The sequence below is a fragment of the Corynebacterium sp. UMB6689 genome (assembly GCF_030215295.1).
Lineage (GTDB): Bacteria > Actinomycetota > Actinomycetes > Mycobacteriales > Mycobacteriaceae > Corynebacterium > Corynebacterium aurimucosum.
Window position 1 is genome coordinate 56,600 of record NZ_JASOLS010000002.1, and the last position, 23,959, is coordinate 80,558.

Sequence of the window (23,959 nt, forward strand, 5' to 3'; positions counted from 1 at the left end):
TGAGAGTTTGGGAGGTTTCTTCTTGTGCAGCATTAAGGCCGCTGCGATGCCTGGCAGAGACTAGTCGCGCCAGCCGCCGCGGCGCCCACCACGATCACGACCGCGTCCACCGCGGTCACGGTCGCGGTATCCGCCGCGCTCACCGCGTCCACCACGGCCACGTCCACCGTAGCCGCCGCGGCCGCGATCATCGTCGAAGTTCCGGCGCGGTGGGCGGCCGGTGTCCTTCTGAATCTTGATGAGCTGTCCGGAGATACGGGTGTCCTTCAGACGCTCCAGCACTGCCGGGTCCAGGTTCTTCGGCAGGTCCACCAAGGTGTGGCCCACCGCGATGGTGATGCGGCCGAAGTCCTTGGAGGACAGGCCACCTTCATTGGCCAGCGCACCCACGATGGCTCCGGGGCGCACGTTCTGGCGCTTGCCGACGTCCAACCGGTACGTCTCAAAGTCCCCGTCCGGTCGGCGCGGGCCGCGGTCACGGTCGCGGCCAGCGCGCTCACGGCCACGGCCACGCCCGTCGCGTTCGAAGCGGTCGCGCTCGCGACGGTCCTTCTTGGATACCGGACGCTCCTTGAGCAGGAAGTCCGTCCCGCCCTGTAACTGCACGGCCAGAGCAGCAGCGATATCATCCATCGCCACGTTCTCAGCCGCGGAGTACTCGCGCACCATGTCACGGAAGAACTCGAACTGCTTGTCCTCCTGCGAAGCGCCGATGGAAGCGAAGAACTTCTCCTTGCGCTTAGCGTTGACCTCATCCGCGGTCGGAAGGTCCATCTCCTCCAAGCGGGCATTGGTCACGCGCTCGATGGAGCGCAGCATGCGGCGCTCACGCGGGGTGACAAACAGGATGGCCTCACCAGTGCGGCCAGCACGGCCGGTACGGCCGATGCGGTGCACGTAGGACTCGGTGTCATTCGGGATGTCGTAGTTGACCACGTGGGTAATGCGGTCCACGTCAAGACCGCGAGCAGCCACGTCGGTAGCCACCAGGATGTCCAGGCGGCCATCCTTGAGCTGATCGACGGTGCGTTCACGCTGCTGCTGGGCAATATCACCATTGATGGCAGCAGCGTTGTAGCCGGCCTCCTTGAGGCTGTCGGCCACGTCCTCGGTCGCGTGCTTGGTGCGGCAGAAGACGATGATGGCGTCGTAGTCAATGACCTCGAGGATGCGGGTGAAGGCATCCATCTTGTGGCGGTGCGGGGTCAGCAGGAAGCGCTGCGTGATGTTGTCATTCGTGCGGCGCTCCGACTTCACAGTGACCTCAGCGGGGTTGTTGAGGTACTGCTTGGACAGGCGGCGAATCGAGTTCGGCATGGTGGCCGAAAACAGTGCGACCTGCTTTTCTTCCGGGGTGTCCTCAAGAATGCGCTCGACGTCTTCCTGGAAGCCCATGTTGAGCATCTCGTCCGCCTCGTCGAGGACGAGGAAGCACAGCTGTGAGATGTCCAGGGAGCCCTTCTCCAGGTGGTCGATGACGCGGCCTGGGGTGCCGACGATGATCTGGGCGCCACGGCGCAGCCCGGAGAGCTGAATGCCATAAGCCTGGCCACCGTAGATAGGCAGAACCTCGATGCGACCCAAGTGGTCAGCGAAGGACTGGAAGGAGTCCGCTACCTGGAGGGCCAGCTCACGAGTGGGTGCCAGGACCAAAGCCTGCGGGTAGCGGGCCTCGGTATCGATCTGGGAGAGAACCGGCAGCGCGAAGGCTGCGGTCTTACCCGTACCCGTCTGGGCGAGGCCGACGACGTCGCGGCCTTCCATGAGGATCGGGATGGTTTCTTCCTGAATTGGGGATGGCTTGGTAAAGCCCACCTTGGACACGGCTTCCTGAACGTCATCGGGAAGGCCGAGGTGTGCAAAACCCTGGGAGTTGTCGTTGGCTGATTCTTCTTCAGCGCCGGTGTCCTCAGGGTTATTCGCAGCCCCGGTGTCCTGGTTCGACACCTGCGAAGCGTCCAATGCTTCGCCACCTTGCGAGTTTTCCTGAGATTCCGACTTATTGAATTCTTCCGGCTCGTTGACGCCGCCGGTGGCGTTATCGGTAATGCTCATTGCTCACACCAGAGTACGGTACCAACATCCAATTAGCTATTTCGCCGAAGAATTACCCGAGCTTTTCCACTAGGGGCTACTCTTTCGCAGCGTAACGCGTGGCTCGGTCACCGTGTTTGCCGCGCATGATGACGTGCCCAGACTCGATAAGCTTGCCCAGCGCGTAACGCACCTGGCCGCGGGTGAGCTGCGTACTGTTTACGATGTCCACGAGCGAGAGCTCGCCCTTCCGGCGCAACGCAGCAAGCACAAGTGCGGGGTTTCCGCCGAGCTTGGCGACGAGCCCGTCTTCCACCACACTGCCCTCACTGCCTATGCTCGCAGGCTCCGGAGCAGACAGAGAGGAAGCGTTAGCGCCGTGCGGTGCCGCGTCATGTTCGTCATCGCCTCGCCCTGCCCTCCAGAGGATCACGGTGAAGCGCACACCAGTGTCGATGAGGGTGGGCGGACGCAATCCAGCTTTCCGAAGCGATTCAAAAACCACCCGCATTCCTCCGCCCTGGCCCTCAATGACACGCTCGCCGTCCTCAAGCCGCAGCTTCGTGCTCAATGTGTATAGGCGCGGGTTCACAGCGACGGGTGACAGCATCTTTCCCCTAAGCTCTTCCACGGAGATGCCCCGCAATCCACCGGGGCTGGTCACAATCAGTGCTTGGCGGGTCAGCCGGACAGTGACAAATTTGCCGGCGCCTAAGCTTTCTGGGCCAAGGTCGCGGTGGACCACGGCATTAGCGATGACTTCACGAACAGCCTCCAGCGGTAGTTCTGGAACCTCGCGCAGGTGGCCATCTGTGCCATAGACCAAGTCAGTGTCGATATTCCTGTGCACCCACGCCACGGCTCCATCCACCAGATCCGGCACAGGGCCGTAGAATTCCTCCAGATTCCGGGTACGCGGTCCTTCTTCCCCCGCTGGGTATTGCACGGCCGCAGAAATATGCAGGTCGGGAAAGAATCCCTGCGGAAAGCGCCCCAGAGCGTATAAACCTGCCACACTCAGCTGCCCTTGGGAATCAACCACGCGGAATAGCTCCAGCAGCTCGGCATCGCTCGCACCCCGCAAACGAGGGGTGGCGCTGCGCAGCTCCGCCACCGCCTCCTTAAGCACCGAAGCATCACAGACTTCTAGGTTTGACCCGGGAACCGGTGCTGAGTCATAGGCAATGGCCTCGCGAGCGTGCAGCTTATCCACCGCGACCATGCGAAGATCATTGGCGCTCATGACGTAGTCACCATCCGCCATTCGCAGGTAAGGCCGACCCCGATAGAGTGCCGGCCGCTGGTGCGGCAGCACGCCTTCGACGTGTCCAAGCACGACAGCTCGCCCTTCGACGTACAGGGTCTGAGTCTCAATGAAGGGCGCGGGTTCCACTAGAGTGCGTGCCTGATCCGCCAGCGCGCTTTCGATGGCGCCGGGATCGTCCACGCCGTGCACCGCAAAATCGGGTTCCGCCACTCCAATAATGACGGTGCCACCGCGCGGCATGTTGGCGAAGGCACACAGAGTAGCCCCGAGGGACTGCGGCATTCCCCCGCGTCCCGACTTCACTTCCACGGTCGTAGTATCCGACTGCAAAAGGCGACAGTGCTCGAGGTAATCCTCGAGCTCATCAACCGTCCACATCATGCCTGCAGAATACCGCAGACTACAAAGTTTTACACTCTAGAGTGCAAGACTTTACGTTCTAGACTTCACGGCCACCCACGAAGGTCTTCCAGGTCATCGGCATGCCCGGGCGATAAGCCAGGTGGATAGCGCTCGGGGCATCAAGCACGTGCAGGTCCGCAGCAGCGCCCACCACCAGCGAGCCTTTAGCCGGGCGGCCTTGCGCGTCCTTTCCTGAGCCAACATCCTGGCGGCGCAGCGCGGTGGCACCGCCCAGCGTGCCGGCGGCGATGGCCTCATCAAGCGTGAGGTGCTGCTGGAGCACAGCCGTGGTCACGCAGAAGTTCATCGAGGAGGTATAGGAGGTGCCCGGGTTGAGGTTGGAGGCGATGGCGACGGTCGCGCCGGCATCAATAAGCTTCCGGCCCGACGCCAGCGGCTCACGGGTAGACAGATCGCAGGCTGGCAGCAGCGTGGCCACCGTATCGGAGGAGGCCAGCGCCTCGACATCGGCATCGCTGAGGTAGTTGACGTGGTCCACGGAGGCAGCGCCCAACTCCACCGCGAGTGCTACGCCTGGGCCCTCGCCGAGCTGGTTGCCGTGCACTCGCACGCCTAAGCCCCGGGCCTTGCCCGCCTCGAGCACGCGGCGCGACTGCCCCTCGTCGAAGGCGCCGCGCTCGCAGAAGACATCGATCCACTGCACGTGCTCGGCCACACCGTCCAGCATCGGGCCGACAACCTCGTCGAGGTAAGTCTCGGCTTCCGCTCCCGGCGGCACGAGGTGTGCGCCGAGGAAGGTAACGTCATCGACGTGGCGAGCCGCCACGCGAGCGGCCTCCACCTCGGATTCAGTATTAAGACCGTAGCCGGTCTTCGTCTCCAAGGTCGTCGTACCCCCGCGGCGGGCGGCGGCAATGCGCTCCACCAACAGCTTTTCCAGGCGCTCCTCCCCCGCCGAGCGGGTAGCGTCCATGGTCACCGCGATGCCACCGGCCTGGTAGGACTCACCCGCCATGCGGGCTTCGAACTCGGCGGAGCGGTCGCCGTCGAAGATCATGTGCGTATGAGAATCCACCCAGCCCGGCAGGACCGCGCGCCCGCCCAGGTCGACTTTCTCATCCGCGGCCGGCGCCTCGGACGCCGGTCCGATCCAGGCGATGGTGCCGTCGGTGTTGGCGATGAGGGAGGCGTCGGCAAGCGTGCCTGCCTCCGACACCGTGCGCAGCTCTGAGATTCCAGTAAACAGGGTGGACATGATCTTCTTTTCCTCTCTTATCTAGTCGCGGGCCTTGAATTCCATCGGGATACGCACGCCGCGCTCGTCGGCGACTTCCTTGGCGCGAGTGTAACCGGAATCCACGTGGCGGATAACACCCATGCCCGGGTCGTTGGTCAGCACCGCGCGCAGCTTGGCGGCGGCCAGCTCGGTACCGTCGGCCACGGTGACCTGACCGGCGTGGATGGAGCGGCCCATGCCCACGCCGCCGCCATGGTGGATGGATACCCAGGTGGCACCGGAGGAGACAGCGGTCATGGCGTTGAGCAGCGGCCAGTCGGCCACGGCATCGGTGCCGTCGAGCATGGCCTCGGTCTCGCGGTACGGGGAGGCCACAGAGCCGGAGTCGAGGTGATCACGGCCGATAACGATCGGCGCCTTGATCTTTCCTTCCTTGACCAGGTCGTTGAAGAGCAGGCCAGCCTTGTGGCGCTCGTTGTAGCCCAACCAGCAAATACGTGCCGGCAGGCCCTCGAACTCCACGTACTCCTCGGCGGCATCAAGCCAGTTGTGCAGGTGCTCGTTGTCCGGGAAGAGCTCCTTGAGTGCTTGGTCGGTGACCTTGATGTCCTCAGGGTCGCCGGAGAGCGCTGCCCAGCGGAAGGGGCCAAGACCCTCACAGAAGAGCGGGCGGATGTAGGCCGGGACGAAGCCTGGGAACTCGAAGGCACGCTGGTAGCCGGCCTTGCGGGCCTCGTCGCGGATGGAGTTGCCGTAGTCGAAGACCTCAGCACCCTCGTCTTGGAATTCCACCATGGCCTGGACCTGGGCTGCCATGGCCTCGCGGGCCTTCTTGGTAAAGGTGGTCGGGTCCGCCTTGGCCTCGTTGTGCCAGTCCTCCACGGTGATTTCGGTGGGCAGGTAGCTCAGCGGGTCATGCGCGGAGGTCTGGTCCGTGACGATGTCCACGGTGAATTCACCCGCGCGCTGGCGGCGCAGCACCTCCGGGAAAACCTCGGCGGCGTTGCCCACGAGACCCACGGACAGCGGCTTCTTGTTCTCCTTGGCGTCGAGCACCAGCTTGAGCGCCTCATCCAGGTCGGTAACAACCTCATCGAGGTAGCGCTTGTGCTGGCGGCGCTTCAGGCGGGTCTCATCCACATCGACGATGAGGCAGGCGCCGCCGTTCAAGGTTACGGAGAGCGGCTGCGCGCCGCCCATGCCGCCGCAGCCACCGGTCAGCGTCAAAGTGCCGGCGAGCGTGCCGTTGAAACGCTTCTTGGCCACGGCCGCGAAGGTCTCAAAAGTGCCCTGCAGGATGCCCTGGGTAGCGATGTAAATCCAGGAACCGGCCGTCATCTGGCCGTACATCATCAGGCCCTCGTCCTCGAGCTTGCGGAAGTGCTCCCAATTGGCCCAGTCGCCCACCAGGTTGGAATTCGCGATGAGCACGCGCGGCGCCCACTCATTGGTCTTCCAGATGCCGACCGGCTTGCCGGACTGCACCAGCAACGTCTCGTCGGACTCGAGGTTCTTGAGGGACTCCACGATGGCATCAAAAGCCTCCCAGCTGCGGGCAGCACGCCCGGTGCCGCCGTAGACCACGAGGTCCTCGGGGCGCTCAGCAACCTCAGGGTCAAGGTTGTTCATGAGCATGCGCAGCGGGGCTTCGGTCTGCCAAGACTTGGCGGTGATTTCGGTTCCGCGCGGGGCGCGTACTTCGCGGGGTTCAGACATGACTTCCTTTCGCTCGTGCTTTTCGACGCCCTCCCAAACCCCCAAGGCCGGTTCCCCGGGGCTGTCCCTAGTGGGGCTTGGTCAGCGTCACACAGGACAAGTTACTGTGACCCACAACCATGAGCCAGGACACTTTTGGCCTAGCTGTCTCAGATACGAGACTGCCGCGTGACCGGTGGTCTGCCCCCGTCTTGCCTACACCCGCCATGTCCGTCTGACACCCAGTAACCCAGCAACGCCCAAAGCCAAAAGTGCAGACCTGGAAGTGCAGACCTGCTGGGCAGGTCTGCACTTCCAGGTCTGCACTTTTGAAATCAAGGGCGCATGAAAAAGCCCCATGGCATACGCCATGGGGCTGGGGGTGGAGTTAGCGCAACGTGCCGACAGCCCCCTCTACCGCAGCCACCAGCGCACCTTCCTTGACCAGGCGCACGGTCTCTTCGATCTCCGGGGACAGATAGCGGTCGGTGCCCGGACCTTGGACGGTCTGGCGCAGAGCATCGATGACCGCGCCGGTACCCTTGGCGGGCTGGCCCTCGCGCATATCGATGGCGCGGGCGGCAGTGAGGATTTCAATGGCGAGGACGCGCTGCAGACCGTCTACGGCCTTGCGCAGCTTGCGGGCACCCGACCAGCCCATGGACACGTGGTCTTCCTGCATGGCCGAAGACGGAATGGAGTCCGCCGAAGACGGGTTGGCCAAGCGCTTGAGCTCAGAGACGATGCCCGCCTGCGCATACTGCGCAATCATGTGGCCGGAGTCCACGCCCGGGTCATCCGCAAGGAAGGCGTTAAGGCCGCGGTTACGGGCGACGTCGAGGAAGCGGTCGGTGCGGCGCTCCGAAATAGAGGCCAGGTCAGCCACGACGATGGCCAAGAAGTCCAGCGCATAGGCCACCGGCGCGCCGTGGAAATTGCCGTTGGAGACCACGCGTCCATCCTTGGCCACCACCGGGTTGTCGACGGCCGCGGCCAGCTCGCGCTCAGCAACCGTTGCTGTGTGCGCCACGGTATCGCGGAAACCACCGGCCACCTGCGGGGCACAGCGCACGGAGTAGGCGTCCTGTACCTGCTTCTTCTTGAATTCCTCGAGGGCGGCCGCGAGAATCTCCGAGCCCTCTGCGACCTGCAGGATATTGGCCGCGGCATCTGCCTGGCCCGGGTGCGGGCGCAGCTGCTGCAGGTCATCGGCGAAGACCACGAGCGTCCCCAGCAGGCCTTCCACCGTCATCGCGGTGGCGATGTCAGCGGTCTTGGCAAGCTCGCGCAGGTCAGTGATAGCCAGGCAGAGCTGCCCCAGCATGCCGTCGGTGCCGTTAATGAGTGCTAAGCCTTCCTTCTCCCGCAGCTTGAGCGGTTCAATGCCCGCAGCCGACAGCGCCTCGGCGGCCGGGGTGACCTGGCCGCCATCGACGCGCACCTCACCCTCACCCAGCAGCGCCAGCGCACAGTGTGCCAGCGGCGCCAAGTCACCGGAGCAGCCCAGGGAGCCGTATTCGCGGACCACCGGATGGATATTGGCGTTGAGCACCGCGGCATAAGTTTCCGCCACCACCGGACGCACGCCGGTACGTCCAGTGCACAGGGTGGACAAGCGCAGCAACATCAGCGCACGGATGACCTCTTGCTCAACTTCCGGGCCCGTTCCCGCCGCATGCGAGCGCACGAGTGAGAGCTGCAGTTGCGCGCGCATCTCCTCCGGAATGTGGCGCCGCGCCAGCGCACCGAAGCCGGTGGAAATACCGTAGACCGGGGTCGGATCCTGGGCTAGTTCCTCGACGCGCTCGCGGGTCGAGGCGATTTCCTCAATCGCATCCTGGGAAATCTCCACCTTCGCGCCGTAGCGTGCCACGGCCACGACTTCTTCGATACTCAGCGCCCCGATACCCACGGTCACGGTGGAAGGATAAGAATTAGACATGTAAGGCTCCTTTAACGTCGCTGCGTTACCCACGTCCCACCACCCACGTGGAAGGGAAGAAGGCACGTGAAAACACGTACTCGTTTTCACAAGAATAGAAAAATAGTGATACGCGCGACAGCCTTACGCGTTGCGCTCATAGTACAACAGGCTGCCCGGCGCGCCAATACCTCGGGCACTACCTGTTAGCGGCGCCCGTACATCCTCTCGGCCACCTGCTGCGCAGCCGCGTGCAGTTGCTGCGCGGCATCAGTGGCATCAGCTGCGCCCACGGGAAAAGTCACCGCGAGTGCCGCTGCTGGCCTGCCCACGTGGTCAACCACCGCCACGCCTACCGACGCCTGCCCGCGCGCCACCACCTCGACCTCTTCGGCCCAACCGCGTTCGCGTACCTGGCGCAAGATTTCCTTGTACTCCCCAAAACCTAAGGACCCCGGGACAAATGCTGCACGCCACTCTGCTTCTGGAAGCAATGCCAACATGGCCCGCCCAGAGGCCGTCCGCTGTGCCTGCAGCCGCACGCCCTTCTCCGTCACCAGTGACAGCGCCCCCGGCGCGCGCACCTCGTTGAGGTAGAGAATCTCCGAGCCCGCCAAACGCGATAAGTGCCCCGATCCCCCAACACTGCTGGCAATCCGCTCGAGGTGCCCCTGGGTCGCCCGCACCAAGGGCTGCTGCGTGGCATAGGCCGCGGCCATCGAGTAGGCAGCAAGCCCCAACCCGTAGGTTTGGTTCTCCGGCAGGTGTACCACGAACCCCGCGTCCACCATCTCCTTGAGCAGGTGGTAAGTAGTTGAGCGCGGCAGGTCCAGCTCACTGCGGATGCGCGCGGCGGAAATCGGCACGTCGATGGTAGACAGCAGCCGGAGGATCTCCAGTGCATTGCGCGCCGCCGGGACTCGGGAGGTACTCATGGGCCCACATTCTAATGAGCCCTCGTACAAGCCCCAGCTAAGTCACCAGGAAGGCAATCGGCGTCGCAATGATGATGGTCAGCACCACGCGCTCGAACCAGATGACCACGATCTGCCACAGCTTGATCGGAATCTTGGTGGCCAAGATGCACGGCACCAGCGCGGAGAAGAAGATAATGGCGGAGATAGCCACCACGCCGATGACGAACTTGAGCACCATGCTTTCTGAGCCCGCCACAGCCGTCGCCGGCAGGAACATCTCCGCAATGCCCATGGCCGCGGCCTTACCCGCCAGTTCCGGTTCCGGTAATTGAACAATCCAGGCGAACGGGTAGAACAGGTACCCCAGCCAGTCGAAGAGAGGGGTGAAGTTTGCCAGCAGCAAACCAATCAGGCCCACGGACATGATGGAGGGCACAATCGCCGACGCCATGCGTACGCCATCGCGCAGGTTCTCCCAAATGGCAGCGCCTAAAGACGGCGCGCGGTCCAGCGCCAGCAGCGCTTCCCGCCAGGCGGCCTTAAAGAAATTGCCCTTTACCGGCTTTTCCGGGTCCGGCTTTACACCATCTACGTAGTCATTAGGAATCCTACTCAGCGGCGGAATCCACACGGTAATCGCCGTGACCAGGAAGGTCACCACAAGGGATACTGCGAAGTACACGCCCCACATATCCATCAAGTCCAGCTGCTTGGCCACGATGACCATGAACGCTGCCGAGACCGTCGAGAAGCCCGTTGCGATGATGGAGGCCTCACGCGCGGTGTAGCCGCCGCGCTGGTACACACGGTCAGTAATGAGGATTCCCAAAGAGTAGGAGCCCACGAAGGAGGCTACCGCGTCGATGGCGGAGCGCCCCGGTGTGCGCCAGAGCGGGCGCATGATGGGCTGCATAAATACGCCCACGAATTCCAGAAAGCCGTAGCTGATGAGCAGAGCTAGGAATGCGCCGCCGATGGGTACGATGAGGCCGACGGGTGTCGCAACCGAATTCCACAGGAAGGGCACGATGTCCTCGTTGCCGAGTACCCCTGGAAGCTTTCCGATGACCATCAAGAAGGAGACCACCAGGCCCACCACGTTGAGCGCGGTAAAGACCGCTTGCAGCGGGCTTTCCTGCCAGTTTTTATTCACGATACTGCGCACCGTGCCATAGAGCGCTAGCGCCAGGATGAACCAGGGCACCAAGACTTCGGCATAGGTGCGGATGATGGTGACCACGTGGTCAAGCGGGATGGATTTCTTCCCGTCATAACTAATGGGAAAGAAGAATACGAAAGCGCCGATAGCGCTGTAGACAAAGAGGCGCCAGATGCCCTTCTTGGAGGGCACGTCATCCTCGTTCTCGTAGAAGGCGTCAACGATTGCGTCTTCAGAGTTCATGTTCTACCTCACGGTGGTGGAAACGACACGTCATTAGCACGGCCACGCACGCGCCCTTTAAAGGAACGCGCCAAGCACACACGCCGCTACACAGCGATTGCTTCTAGCCATGCCCACGCGACAGCCACACGCAGGTCTCCCACATACTAGCGGCACCCCACACAAATGTCACGCACGTCACCCCCACGCACGAAATGAGGCGTCCACCATAGCGCCGGATCAAGCTACCCACCACAAAATTGACCCCGCGTCTCAACTAGAGGAAAGTAGCTCCCAGACCCACTCGCACCAACCACTCCCCACATTCGCGGTGCTAGAACCAACTAGCGCCCGCACAGGGGGACAGAGGAGGACGCATCCCCGTGGCAGAAACCACCACCAAGCGCGCCGGCTTGAAACACCGGCACCTGCACTTCATCGCCTTAGGCTCAGCTATCGGCACCGGCCTGTTCTACGGTTCTGCCGGCGCCATCCAAGCCGCCGGCCCCTCGGTCCTCTTGGTCTATCTCCTCGGCGGCGCCGTGGTTTATTTCCTCCTGCGCGCACTCGGTGAGATGTCCGTGCACCACCCCGTTACCGGCTCCTTCGCCGAATACGCCCGCACCTTCTTAGGCCCCTGGGCCGGCTACATCACCGGCTGGATGTTCGCCTTCGAGATGGTCATCGTGGCCCTCGCCGACCTCACCGCTATCGGCGTCTACATGCAATTCTGGTTCCCCGGCTCACCCAAGTGGGTGTGGGTCGCCGCCACACTGCTTCTCGTCGGCGGCGCCAACCTCGCCACCGTCAAGGCTTTCGGCGAGCTGGAATTCGCCTTCACCATCGTCAAGGTCGGCGCGGTCATCGCGATGATCCTAGGTGGCGTGGCTGTCTTAGTCTTCGGCCTCTCCACCGCGGAGACCACCGGCCCGGCCAACCTCGTCAACGATGGCGGCTTCTTCCCCAACGGCGTCTCCGGCATGGTCGCCTCCTTCATCCTCGTTCTCTTCGCCTTCGGCGGCACGGAGATCGTCGGCGTCGCCAGTGCGGAGGCAGAAGATCCCGCCAAGTCCGTGCCCAAAGCCGTCAACACCATCCCGGTGCGCATCCTGCTGTTCTACGTCCTGGCCATCCTGGTCATCCTCATGATCAACCCCTGGCGCAGCATCACCGGTGAGGAAAGCCCCTTCGTCCAAATCTTCTCCACCCTTGGCGTCACCTGGGCTGCCGCCGCACTCAACGTCGTTGTCATCACCGCGGCGGTTTCTGCCATCAATGCGGATCTCTTCGGTGCCGGCAACGTTCTCACCGGCCTAGCACGCCAGAACCTCGCGCCAAAGGTCATGGCCAAAAAGACCCGCGGGGTGCCGGTCATGACCATGATCATCCTGCTTATCGTCATGATTATCGGCACCGGACTCAACGCGCTCATCCCGGATAACGTCTTTGAGGTCATCGCCTCCCTGGCCACGTTTGCCACCATCTACGTGTGGCTGATGATCCTCTTGGCCCACGTGGCTTCCCGCCGCCAGATGCCCACCGAGGAACGCGCCAGCCTGGAATACACCGTCCCCTTCTGGCCCTGGGGCCAATACTTCTCCATCGCCTTCATCATCTTCACTTTTGGCATCATGGTGTGGCAGGAGCAATACCGCCCGGCACTCGCCACGGGCGTTATCTTCATCCTCCTTATGACCGCCATCTTCTACCTCACCGGCCGCCGCAGCGCCGCCGCGAGCACCCCACAGGAAGCAGCCCTGCAAAATACAGCCGAACAAAGAACAGACGCGAAAGGATAACCATGAACACCGTTGATGCCCCCGCCTACTCCCCTGCCCCCGAGTGGTCCGGCCGCTCCGATGGCCCAGGCCCCGAGCATGCGCGGTGGCACAGCGTAGTTCGTCCCCTCGACCTAGCGAACCCCCAGGAACGCCCCGGCGTGGCACTCCTGGGCTTTGCCTCCGACGAGGGCGTTGAGCGCAATCATGGCCGCCCCGGCGCGGCTGCGGGCCCGGCTGCCCTGCGCGGCGCCTTGGGTTCCCTGGCGCTGCACCATCCGCATCCGCTGTACGACGCCGGCACGATCACCACCCAAGCCACCGACCTGGAGGCCGCCCACGAGCGCCTCTCCGATGCGGTGGAATCACTCTCACGCGCCGGGCACCTGCCTATCATCCTCGGCGGTGGACACGAGACCGCCTTCGGCTCCCACCGCGGTGCTTTCCGCGCCCAGGGGCCTCTGCAGATCATCAACCTGGACGCGCACTTCGATCTCCGCACCGCGGACGTGCCTACCTCCGGCACCCCGTTTAAACAAATTTCTGAGCTGGTGGGCCGGGAGGACTTCGACTATTCCGTCCTGGGAATCTCCCGCCCCAACAACACGCCCGTGCTTTTCCACGAAGCCTCCGCCCTCGGCGTCACCGTCGTCCTCGACGAGGATTTGCTCAGCATGGATCGCTCCCAGCTGCGCACAACCATCGACAGCATCTGCTCCGGCACCAAGCCCATCCACCTCTCCATCGACTTGGATGTCCTCCCCGCCGACCAGGCACCGGGTGTCTCCGCCCCCGCTGGCCTCGGCGTGCCAGTAAACACCATCCGGGCACTGGCGCTGAGCATCGCCGCCACGGGACGCCTCGCGCTTGTCGACGTCGTCGAGCTCAACCCCACCTTCGACACCGACAGCCACACCGCCAAGCTGGCCGCGCGGTTGATTGATGACATTGTGACAGCGCACTTTTCTGCTACCACAGGAGCGAATTCCTAGATAAGGCGCGGGCCAGCCGGCATACTAGTGCCCATGAGTTCACCGATTCGTGTTGTCGGAGCCGTCTTCGTAGACGGCAATCGATTCCTGGCCTGCCGCAAAGCTCCAGGAAAATCACTAGCCGGCATGTGGGAGTTTCCGGGCGGCAAGATTGAAGAAGGCGAGACGCCTAAGCAGGCTCTCGCACGTGAAATCAAAGAAGAGCTGTCCGTCAGCGCACATGTTGGTGACCAGGTCACCACGACCGTCTACGAGTATGATTTCGCCACCATCGAGCTCACGACGTTCCTGTGCACCAAGGAATCTGGGGAACTCGTTCTTAGTGATCACGATGCCACCCGTTGGGTCACCCCTACTGAGGCCCGGGAACTCGACTGGGCCCCTGCAGATATCCCCGCCGTCAAACTGCTTTCTTCGCGCCTATGAGTTCCGAGTCGATTCTGCCGTTTGGCATCTACGAAACCCCGGTCACCGCCCGAGTCCAGGAGCGAATCGAGGAAACCAAGCGAGCTCGGCCCACGGCAGCAACCGGCATCGCCCACGGTTCCAAGAAGGATGTCGACCCGCGGTTCGCCGCGGCAGTGTCCCAGCATTTTGCCAAGGCCCTCGAGCGCAAGCTCACAGAGTTATCAAAGCCCGAAGAGCGTGTGGCCCTCATCAATGGGCTCGCGCAACACCTCGGGGTGGATGAGTCCATCTCCGCCGAGGAACTGCTTTACGCCATCTATAGATCAGAGCTCGAAGAGGCCCCGAAACTCCCGGAAGTCTCGCTCAACTCCAGCGCCTTGTTCACCAACAGCGTGGACGACACCAACATGTCAGTCGAGATTGCCCGCGAGATCCGAACGGCCGACTCCGTCGACCTATTGTGCGCTTTCATCAAGACTTCAGGCATCGCGGTCATCAGCGATGAATTGGAATACCTCAGGGATCACCAGATCCCGCTGCGCGTCATCACTTCGACGTACTGCGGGGCGACCGAAGCCGCCGCCGTGCGCCGCCTCGTGGAAGACTACGGCGCTGAAGTCCGGATCTGCTACGAAAGCAAGACCACACGGTTACATGCCAAAGCCTGGCTTTTCCGCCGTCAGTCCGGATTCGACACCGCCTTCATCGGTAGCTCAAACCTCTCGCGATCAGCGCTTGTTGACGGTTGGGAATGGAACGTCCGGGGCTCTCGTTCCTCCACGCCGGAGATAATCGAAAAGTTCATCAAGACCTTCGACAGCTATTGGTACGACACTCATTTCAAAGCATTTGACCCGGACCAAGACTTCGAGCGCCTCAAGGAGGCCCTCGGCAGCGCCAGATTTCTTGAAGCAAAGCCCGGTGAAAAGCTCGAACTCTCAGGCCTTCGCGTTGAGCCCTATCCCTACCAGGAGGAGATGCTCGAAGCTTTAGATTCCGAGCGCGAAGTTCACGATCGTCATCGCAATCTCCTCATTGCCGCTACTGGTACAGGCAAGACTGTTGTGGCAGCACTGGACTACCGCCGCCTATGCGAGAAGCTGGGGCGCAGGCCACGATTGCTGTTCATTGCGCACCGGCGCGAGATTCTTACCCAGGCCCAGCGGACCTATCGCGAGGTGCTTAGCACCGCAGGTTTTGGCGAGCTCCTCGTCGGCGACACGCAGCCCGGCCAGTGGGACCATGTCTTTGCGAGCATCCAGTCTCTGCATAGCAAGCGCCTGTCAAACATTGCACCGGACCATTTTGAAGTCGTCGTCATTGACGAGTTTCACCACGCTGAGGCCCCGACCTACCGCGCAGTTCTTGACTACCTGCAACCGCGCGAGCTCTTGGGGCTAACCGCCACGCCGGAGCGCGGTGACGGCGAGAACGTACAAAAGTACTTCGACTACCGCGTGGCCCATGAACTCCGCCTCTGGGATGCATTGCGTCTCCAGCTTCTCGCCCCGTTGCACTACTACGGAGTCGACGATGATACTGACCTGACGAGCTTGACCTGGAACCGCGGGAAGAAGGATTACCAGGTTTCGGAGCTGAGCGAGTTTTACATCAAGACCGGTGAAAAGCGCACTCGGTTCATCATCAACGAGCTCAACCGCCGCATCTTCGATCTCTCCGACATGAAGGCCCTCGGATTTTGCGTATCCATCGCCCATGCCGAATACATGGCGGAGCAATTCAATCTTTTCGGCATCCCAGCTCTGGCGGTCAGCAGCAAGCTCAGCCTTGATGAGCGTCGCCGCGCCATTGAACAGCTTCGCGAAGGCACTATTAAGATCATCTTCGCCGTCGATATTTTCAACGAAGGCGTCGACATTCCATCGATCAACACGCTGCTGCTTCTGCGCCCAACGCAAAGCCCTGTGCTCTTTGTCCAACAACTTGGCCGCGGGCTGCGTCTCCATGAGGGAAAGAATGCCTGCACTGTCTTTGATTTCTTGGGTGTACAGCACGAAGAATTCGATTTCGAAGAGCGCTTCAAAGCTCTAACTCCTGCTCGCGGAAAGAACTTGGCCAAGGAGGTAGAGCAAGGATTTCCTACCGCCCCGCCAGGCTCCAACATCACCTTGGACCGTGTAACGACCGAGCGCGTTCTCAAGAACATCAAGCGCTTAGCCCGTAACTCCATTAAGAAAATACGAGCACTTATTTCTGATTACGGCACAACGGACCTCGCCAGTTTCACTAACAGCTCCGGAGTTCCGCTAGAAGACATCTACCGCCGCAAGGGAATTACGTGGACCACGCTGCTGCGCGATGAGAAGCTTCTGCCCTCCGTCCCTGCGAGCGAGCACGAAGAGTTTCTACTCAGCCGAATCCGGGTGCTGTTACACATCAACGATCCCAACCGCGTAGCGGCCTACAGTCTCCTGGTTTCTCCGGATGGGCCCACCCAAAAGGACATGACTCCCGAGCAGGTTCGGTACGCCACCATGCTCGTGCTGGCGCTGTGGGCGAACTCAAATACGCCGGTACCGGAATCCTTGGACGAGGCCCTCGGAATCATCCGCTCATGCCCTTCCTTCGTCGCTGAGGTAACTCAGGTCATGCAGCTCACGCTCGACCGCTCCCGCGTCATTCCAGAAAAGTCAACGAACAGCGTCTTGGAAACTCACGCCGACTACAGTCTTGCCGAGCTCGTCGGAGCTTTGGACGATGGCCCGTTGCGCAAATTGGCAAATCTGCCGCGCGAAGGTGTACGGCGCTTCGATGCATCAAACACCGACCTCTTCCTGGTCACCTTTCAAAAAGACGAGAGTGTCAGTGCTTCCACGAATTACCGCGATTACCCACTGGCGCCTGATCGTTTGCACTGGGAATCCCAATCCACTACGTCGCTCAAGTCCGCAATGGCCCGACGCTACATCCACCACCACGAACTCAACGGCAACATCATCATCGCCACGCGTTTTACCAAGCGGAACAAGGTGGACACGGCGTCGGCATACACCTTCTTAGGAAATGTCGATTACGTCTCGCACAGGGGCGAGAAACCCATCCAGTTTGAATGGAGCCTTCGCCGCGATATGCCTAAGCAGCTCTACACCGCCGGGCGCACTGTGGCTTAAACCTCAATTATGGTCAGGTTATGAAGTTGACGCCGTAAGCACCGTTAAATTAAGGTTTCCTTAGCAGATTAAGAAAAGATTAGTCTCTGATGCCGTGGTACAGAAGTGTGGAGGACGGTTATGGCAGCCGCGAGCGAGCGTAGCCGGAAGAGGTGGAGCCGCCCAGATAACGGTTCTGAAACTTCCATCTATGGCTTTACGCGCTTTCGGGAGCGCAGCTTCAAAACCGGCACCACCCCTCGCTGGGCTGCGTGCAGCAAGAAAGCGCGCCGCACCCACTAGAACTAAACGGCCCTGAAGACTCTGCCAGAAAGATACTGACGGAGCCTTCCAGTCTTTTGTCTATTAACGCCGCGGGCGGTAGCGGTGGCGCAGGCCCTGCAGGATTCCCTTTCTCTCCGCCAATGTGTCGCGTCCGAAAATCCACGCCACAACGCCAGCTGCAGCAACTACCGCACAGAAACCAAAGGCTGTCTCAAACCCGTACCTATCCGCCAGCAGACCAATGACGATGGGGCCTAAGATTTGCCCAAAGTCGCCTGCCATCTGGAATGTCGACAGCACCTGACCACCCGAGCGCTTCGAGCCGACGATATCCGCCACGGCTGCCTGCTGCGAAGGGGCAATAAGGCCCGAGGCGGCGCCGGACAGGGCGGAGAGGATGAGGAGGGAGACGATGTTCGTCGCCAAGCCCAGCGTGCCCACGAACAACGCGGAGCCCACAAGTCCCGCAACGATGAGTGGCCGGCGCCCCACGCGGTCCGACCAGGAGCCGGAGAACTGCAAGACGATGGCATTGCCCGCGGCAAAGGCCGCTAGCGCAACGCCTGATGTAGATGCACCGTTGGCAAAAATGGCGGCCGCGAACAGTGGCAGAACCGCTACGCGCACACCCATATTGATCCAGCCCTGGGCGAAGTTCGACGTCAGCACTGCACGGTAAGCAGTATCCGCCCAGGCTTCCTCCAAGCGCATGGGCGTAAGGTGACGCCGACGTTCATCGGCCTCATTGACTGAGGGCATAAGGATCCACACAACGAGTGCGGCGATGGCGACGCCAACGCCATAGATAAAGAAAGGCCAGCGGAATCCTAAGAAAGAGAGGCTCGCGCCCACGAGCGGGCCAATCACGTTGCCAAGAAGGAAAGACGTGGCATAGGTTGCCGAACAGCGCCCGCGAATGCTGGGTGGTGCTAGGCGCACAATGAGCCCCATCGCCGCGACAGTGAACATCGTCGAGCCAATGCCGGCGATAGTGCGCAGCGCAACGATCTGCCAATACTCCTGCGCCACGCCCACTAAACCGGTGGTCACTGCCACGGTGAACAGGCCCGTCACGTAGACGCGGCGCGTGCCGACGCGGTCGATGAGGAACCCGGCGGCGGGTGCGAAGACAAGGCGGCTAGCAGAAAAGACGGAGACTACGAGACCAGCCGCAGCCATTGAGACGTCGAAGCTGACGATGAACTGCGGCAGCAGCGGTGCAATGAGCCCGTACCCCAAGGCGATGATGAACCCGGCGGTGACCATGACCCAAATTTCCCGCGGGATTTTTACCTGCGGTTCTGCAGTATTTTTCATATCGCCACTCACTCTAGCCCACGACGTCAAATCGTCGAACAATAGTTCGACACTTTGACGTGGAATGTCCGCACAGGCATCTAGTGTGTGCGCCATGAAGAATTACAGCAGCATTCCCCAGTCCGTTCAGTCCCCGTCCACGCTCAGCCCCGGTGAGCTGACCACGGAGATCCTCTACCACCACCATGAAACTCTTCGCTCCATGGAGAGCATCATCCGCCATCCTCGCTCACTCGCGCGGCCCACTCCGCAGTGGCGGCCACCATCGAAGGTTCTGCCACCAGTGGCCATAGAAGGCGGCGAATCGCTACCGCTGACTTTTACTGTGTCGCGCCACCGCGTGGGCGAGCGGGCCAAGGCCCGCGTGCTGGGTTATGGCGAAAAGCGCGTGCCTTCTTATCTCATTACCGTACGCATCACCGATCCGACTGGACGTCCCGTTACTCCCTCGCTAGCGGAAGCCTGGGTGCGGGCACTGGTCCCAGAAGAGCTTGTCTCCGCAGTTCATGAGATTTCCAGCAGCAGTGCGGCGACGTTTGTGTGGCTGGTAGATAGCACCTACACCCCGGTGCATTCACCGCTTTCCCTCTTCGAAGGCTTCAGCCAAGCCGCCTAATACTCTCTTGGCTCCTGTCCAATGCGGGTGTGGCCCGAGTGGGTGGAGCCACGCAGCTACGAGAGCTCTGAGAGCTTTTAGAAGTAGCGCTGTATCCGGCCCAGGAGGTTGCGGGGTGGTTCCTCATCGAGGGAAAGCGTGAACCTGTCCTCCGTTAAGACGCGGTCTCGGGATGGGCGCGTCTCCGGATAGTCATAAAGACGGAGGATGGGCTGCGGCGCTAAGCGAATAGCTACGCAGACTACGAGGACCGTGAACGTTTTATCAATCACGTCGGAGCTCAGACTCTGCAAGAGAACTGCCAGGCGTCCGTCATGCAAAATTAGCTCCCACAGGGCCATGAGCTTGATGGGTCCGCTTTGTCCATACTCACCGGGCAAGAGCAAGGTACACATCGTGGTCAACAGCCCAGCAACTACTCCCACACCAGCGCCGGCGAGCATCATGACCATCATGCGCTTAAAGGCACCACGGCGCGCCAGCCAACCAAATAGGTAGGCCACCACCAGGGCCACCGGTAGGTACACCAAAAGCAGCGGGTTGTTGATGCTGGCCGAGCACGCAGTCAAAAGCGCCGTGCCCATTCCCAAGACGGGTCCGTAGACAATTGCCACGAATGCCGTGCCCATCATGTCCAAGTACAAGGGAACGCTCACGTTAAAAATCAACGAGGACAGCACAAGGTTCACTATCACCGCCAGCAACGGGTTGAGCAATGCGTGATGACCTAAAGAACGCCACTGTGCGGCAAGGAAAAGAACGGCGCCGAGCACTGTCAGGCACCACACACTGATGGAGAGGACGGAGCCAAAAACATAGTCCCCGCTACCGTAGTTCGAATTCAGCGACAGGACCCAAGCCAGAGCCGCACACACTAGGGCGGAGCCAACACACAGGCGTTGGCTCCACGATGCCTTCTTGTCCGGCATGTGTTTTGGTTGCTCCTCATTAACGTAGGGAAAAGTACGCACCTACCCTACCCTGGGAGCTTTTAGTCCTCGGAGTCACCGTCGCTATCGGCGTCCTCTGCTCCGTCCTCGTCGTAATCATCGTCTTCGTCATCATCGTCTTCGAAGAGAACGTCATCGTCCTCATCATCGGCGCCGAAGATGTCATAAACCTCAGGCTCGTCGAAGTCATCGTCATCGATGCTCACTAGCTGTGCTTCCCAATCTAAGGCTTGATCGGAGACCAAGCTGAGCACATCGAAGAGGCGGTCGAAGTCGGTGTAGGTACCCAGTTCGAGTGCCTCAGCCGGGACCTCAATGATGGGGGCTAGCCCGCCGTCTTCGTCGTCTGCATCGCCGAAGATGGCAACGCGCTCTTCCTCACTCATGTCCTCCGGGCTGTCGATATCCCAGAGCTTACTGATCGCCTCATCCTCCAGCTCATCGAGCTCTTCCTCATCGAAGTCGAAGGAGAGGAAACGCACGATCGCGCTCGGGACACCGTCGATGGTTTCCACGAGCACGCGCAGCTCCGAGTCGTTGGCAACTTCCGCCACGACCAGATTCGGGTTGAACTCATCCTGAAGAAACTCCAACTCAGCGATGCGTTCATCGGTGCCTTCCAGCAGGTCACGCAGCACCGTCACCACCTGGTCCGTGGCAATGTGGCGGGATACGGCCTCAACCGCATCGTCCACAGAAAACGCCACGGACACCAAAACGGCCTCGAAGTCTTCATCATCTTCATCCACATCGGCCGCGGCAATGTAGACGTTGGCCGCCGGCAGGATGGGGTCAATTTCCACAAACTGGATTTCCAAATCGGAGGTGATGGGCACGAACATCACATCGTCGTTGACGCGGGACTCAATGCCCTCCCCGTCCAGAGCAGAGGCGATATCTTCAAAAAAGCTCATGTGATTAACATCCGTCCATGTGGGAGTCTCACCCGGGCTGCTGCCAAGGCCCCACACATCTTACCTGCGATCTCCGTCAATAGCTCTCCTCATCGAGCAGGAATCCCAGTTCCTTCAGAATCTCCGGGCGCCCAGTACCCCACTCCAACATGTCATAGGCCTCCCATGCTTGGCGACGCCCCTCCATCGGCGCCTCCTCCACGCGCGGCTCCACATCAAAAACCATGGTCGAGCGCTGCGGCGCGCGGTATTGCGGCCAGTTGTCTAGAGGCGCTCCGCCCCGAATGAACTCGCCCCACTGCGCCTGCATGGTCTCGGTCACGTCCTCCATTTCGGAAGGCTTAGCAATGCTGTTTAGGAAGGACACTCTCGACGCCCCTGGATCGCCAAAGATGTTGGATAGCTCCATCGAATGCATCGCACCCAAGCCTAACCAGCGCAGCGCCGCTGGCGCGAAGTCGAAGCGGTACATCCACGTCGGATAACGCCGTGCGTGGTCGGAGGCCACGCGGACAGTAGGAGCCCAAAAGAGGGCGTCGGTCAGCAGATCCCCGAAATCGCGGCGGGAGACGGCACCGCCGTAGGCCGCGATGACATCCGGTGCGCTCTCCGGATCAAAGGAAGCAAGAAGTCGGAGGGCCGCTCGCTCTCGGGCGCTCTGGCGTTGGAAGAGGAATTTTCCAAAGCTGGCCTCACCGGAGTTGGTTCCCACCAGCAGCGGCACCGGGTGTTGCTTGCCGTCCTCAAAGGCTTCGATGGGATGTTGCGGGATGAGGTCGCTGTCGACAGTCGGCGCATAGCAGGAGTTCAGGTACAGCAACTCGCCCGCGCGCCACATCATGGACTGGCCAGAGCGCACGAGGTCCGCGAAGTCCTCGCGGCGCAGATCATCGGCGGTGGTATCGCGCGGCAAGGCCATCTTGTGAACCAGCTCGCGGGCCCAAAACACTGACTGCGCTCGTGAATGAATCATGCCGATCGGCGGCGACTGCGCAATCGCGCGGTGAAAAAGCCCTTCTGCACGCGGCACCGCCATGAGAGTGAGGACGGCCGCGCCGCCGGCGGATTCACCCATGAGAGTCACGTTTTCTGGGTCCCCGCCGAAGGCCGCGATATTTTCGCGTACCCATTCCAGCGCTAAGACTTGATCCGCCACAGCCGGGTTGGCACAGGCCTCACCGCCAAGACTGCGGACGTCGAGGTAGCCCAAGGCACCTAAGCGGAAATTCACCGAAACATAAACAACGTCCATCTGGGCTGCGAACTCGAAGCCGCGCAGCATCAGCATGTGGGAGGAACCCACAATGAAACTGCCGCCATGCAAATACACTACGACGGGCAGCTTCTCCCCTGCCTTAGAACCCGACGGTGTATCGGGTGAACCCGTATCGTGCGGCCGGACGACATCAAGGGTCAGGCAATCTTCTGCACCCTCGATGCGGTCGGTCCAAGAGTACACCGGCTGCGGGGCCACGTGCCCGAACTCACGGCAATCCCGGATTCCTTCCCACGCCGGGGCAGGCCGCGGTTCCATGAAACGGTTGGCGCCCGAGGTATCTGCGCCAAAAGGGATACCGCGCCACGAGCGGACAGGAGCGCTGAGCGGGCGGTCCGTGCGTAACTCTTCCTCGATGCAACCTCGTACCCAACCGCCGGTGGTGAGCACCGTGAGATCGTCGGCAAGCGCGGTGCGTGCCGCCTCCTGTGCGGCGAGGGCACGGGCGTGGAGGGAATCTGCAAGCAAGCGCGCCGCAGCCGCGCTGACCTCACGCGGAGGGAAAGGCTCAAACTCGCTCATGCCTCATACCCTAGTGCGCCACCCTGCTAGCGCGCTGGATAAAGCTTTTTCGATACGGTGGTAAACATACAGTTCAGATTCACAATCAGATTTAGTTAAAAAGTTAGGTGAGACAATGTTGGACAAGGTCTTTAACAAGGAGAAAGAGGGCAAGGACATTAGTCGCCGGGATGCATCGGTCGATCAGGCCGGCTCCGCAGAGGCTGTGGGTACCTTGGAGGTGGATGAGGCCAACCGCATCACCAAGGGATTCCTGGCGGCCATCGACAAAGTCGTCTCCGTCCAGTCCTCCGTCATCATCAACTATGTCGAGGGCCTAAAGAAGCGCAACCCTGATGCCAGCCCTGCGGAGCTGCAAGAGCTCATCGACAAGCATTTCATGAACATCATCACCGGTACCGGTGCTGCCGCGGGCGCCTCCGCGGCTATCCCTGGCATCGGCCTGGTCACCGGCGCAGCCACTATCGGCGCGGAATCCCTGGTCTTCCTTGAAGCCGCCGCCTGGTACATTCTCGCCTCCGCGCACCTGCGCGGTGACAACATCCGGGATAAGGAGCGCCGCCGCGCGCTGGTCTTGGTGGTGCTCACCGGCTCCCAAGGCAGCGCGTTGGTTGATACCTTTGTGGGTGATGCAACCTCGCTGTCGGGCGTCACCTCCGCTGCTACCCTCTCGCGTTTTTCCGGCCCTACCCTCAGCGGTCTCAACGGCCGCCTGACCAAGCTCTTCATGAAGCAGGCCACCAAGAAGCTCAAGTGGGCATGGGTATCCAAACTGCTGCCGATGGGTGTAGGCGCGGTGCTGGGAACAACCGCCAACCGTAAATTGGGCCGCCAAGTAATCAACCATGCGGGCACCCAACTCTCCCCCCTGCAGGGGGAATAAAAGGGGCGAAACCCGCTCAGGTTAGTGAGCAAACTTACAAGGGCCGTATCATAAGGAGAGACACTTTTCGGGGTGCCTTTCGCACCCGTGGAT

17 protein-coding genes are annotated in these 23,959 nt (G+C 61.3%); 6 read left to right on the forward strand and 11 right to left on the reverse strand.

Annotation, left to right across the window (positions count from 1 at the left end; translation table 11 throughout):
• Positions 1–60 precede the first annotated feature (60 nt).
• From QP363_RS01265 to QP363_RS01295, 7 genes are all read right to left on the reverse strand, one after another.
• The gene (locus tag QP363_RS01265; RefSeq protein ID WP_284761995.1) at positions 61–2,055 is read right to left on the reverse strand and encodes a DEAD/DEAH box helicase; all 1,995 of its coding nucleotides are present in this window, start codon (positions 2,053–2,055) and stop codon (positions 61–63) included.
• A 76-nt stretch (positions 2,056–2,131) separates the two neighbouring features.
• Positions 2,132–3,682: an ATP-binding protein gene (locus tag QP363_RS01270; RefSeq protein ID WP_284761996.1), complete on the reverse strand. Its 1,551-nt coding sequence runs from the start codon at positions 3,680–3,682 to the stop codon at positions 2,132–2,134.
• A gap of 58 nt (positions 3,683–3,740) precedes the next feature.
• Positions 3,741–4,919 (reverse strand): imidazolonepropionase, encoded by a 1,179-nt coding sequence (gene hutI, locus QP363_RS01275; protein ID WP_284761997.1) that lies wholly within the window; start codon positions 4,917–4,919, stop codon positions 3,741–3,743.
• Between the two features lie 21 nt (positions 4,920–4,940).
• Positions 4,941–6,617, reverse strand: a complete 1,677-nt coding sequence (locus QP363_RS01280) for a urocanate hydratase (RefSeq protein ID WP_284761998.1) — start codon at positions 6,615–6,617, stop codon at positions 4,941–4,943.
• A 367-nt stretch (positions 6,618–6,984) separates the two neighbouring features.
• A complete protein-coding gene (hutH, locus tag QP363_RS01285; protein ID WP_070710956.1) occupies positions 6,985–8,538 on the reverse strand; it encodes a histidine ammonia-lyase in 1,554 nt (517 codons plus the stop codon).
• 185 nt (positions 8,539–8,723) lie between these two features.
• A complete protein-coding gene (locus QP363_RS01290; RefSeq protein WP_070443682.1) occupies positions 8,724–9,452 on the reverse strand; it encodes an IclR family transcriptional regulator in 729 nt (242 codons plus the stop codon).
• A gap of 37 nt (positions 9,453–9,489) precedes the next feature.
• A complete protein-coding gene (locus QP363_RS01295) occupies positions 9,490–10,836 on the reverse strand; it encodes a YjiH family protein (protein ID WP_070644752.1) in 1,347 nt (448 codons plus the stop codon).
• Between the two features lie 362 nt (positions 10,837–11,198).
• Here QP363_RS01295 and QP363_RS01300 point away from each other — a divergent pair, with 362 nt between their 5' ends.
• Genes QP363_RS01300 through QP363_RS01315 form a run of 4 tightly spaced genes read left to right on the forward strand, consistent with a single transcriptional unit; the run spans position 11,199 to position 17,124 of the window.
• The gene (locus tag QP363_RS01300) at positions 11,199–12,614 is read left to right on the forward strand and encodes an amino acid permease (RefSeq protein WP_070718789.1); all 1,416 of its coding nucleotides are present in this window, start codon (positions 11,199–11,201) and stop codon (positions 12,612–12,614) included.
• A 2-nt stretch (positions 12,615–12,616) separates the two neighbouring features.
• Complete coding sequence (gene hutG, locus QP363_RS01305) at positions 12,617–13,585, forward strand: formimidoylglutamase (RefSeq protein ID WP_070718788.1); 969 nt, start codon at positions 12,617–12,619, stop codon at positions 13,583–13,585.
• A gap of 33 nt (positions 13,586–13,618) precedes the next feature.
• A complete protein-coding gene (locus tag QP363_RS01310; RefSeq protein ID WP_284761999.1) occupies positions 13,619–14,011 on the forward strand; it encodes a (deoxy)nucleoside triphosphate pyrophosphohydrolase in 393 nt (130 codons plus the stop codon).
• A complete protein-coding gene (locus QP363_RS01315) occupies positions 14,008–17,124 on the forward strand; it encodes a DUF3427 domain-containing protein (RefSeq protein WP_284762000.1) in 3,117 nt (1,038 codons plus the stop codon). The genes QP363_RS01310 and QP363_RS01315 overlap by 4 nt, the downstream gene beginning before the upstream one ends.
• Before the next feature lie 345 nt (positions 17,125–17,469).
• Here the strand turns inward: QP363_RS01315 and QP363_RS01320 are convergent, their stop codons facing one another.
• Positions 17,470–18,705: an MFS transporter gene (locus tag QP363_RS01320; protein ID WP_070710952.1), complete on the reverse strand. Its 1,236-nt coding sequence runs from the start codon at positions 18,703–18,705 to the stop codon at positions 17,470–17,472.
• A 94-nt stretch (positions 18,706–18,799) separates the two neighbouring features.
• Between QP363_RS01320 and QP363_RS01325 the strand changes: the two genes are divergently transcribed.
• A complete protein-coding gene (locus QP363_RS01325; protein WP_236659285.1) occupies positions 18,800–19,321 on the forward strand; it encodes a hypothetical protein in 522 nt (173 codons plus the stop codon).
• A 77-nt stretch (positions 19,322–19,398) separates the two neighbouring features.
• Here the strand turns inward: QP363_RS01325 and QP363_RS01330 are convergent, their stop codons facing one another.
• From QP363_RS01330 to QP363_RS01340, 3 genes are all read right to left on the reverse strand, one after another.
• Complete coding sequence (locus tag QP363_RS01330; RefSeq protein ID WP_284762001.1) at positions 19,399–20,250, reverse strand: hypothetical protein; 852 nt, start codon at positions 20,248–20,250, stop codon at positions 19,399–19,401.
• A gap of 62 nt (positions 20,251–20,312) precedes the next feature.
• Complete coding sequence (locus QP363_RS01335; protein ID WP_070710950.1) at positions 20,313–21,185, reverse strand: DNA primase; 873 nt, start codon at positions 21,183–21,185, stop codon at positions 20,313–20,315.
• A 76-nt stretch (positions 21,186–21,261) separates the two neighbouring features.
• Positions 21,262–22,983, reverse strand: a complete 1,722-nt coding sequence (locus tag QP363_RS01340; protein WP_284762002.1) for a carboxylesterase/lipase family protein — start codon at positions 22,981–22,983, stop codon at positions 21,262–21,264.
• A gap of 115 nt (positions 22,984–23,098) precedes the next feature.
• Between QP363_RS01340 and QP363_RS01345 the strand changes: the two genes are divergently transcribed.
• The gene (locus QP363_RS01345) at positions 23,099–23,866 is read left to right on the forward strand and encodes a hypothetical protein (protein ID WP_216380470.1); all 768 of its coding nucleotides are present in this window, start codon (positions 23,099–23,101) and stop codon (positions 23,864–23,866) included.
• Positions 23,867–23,959: the final 93 nt, after the last annotated feature.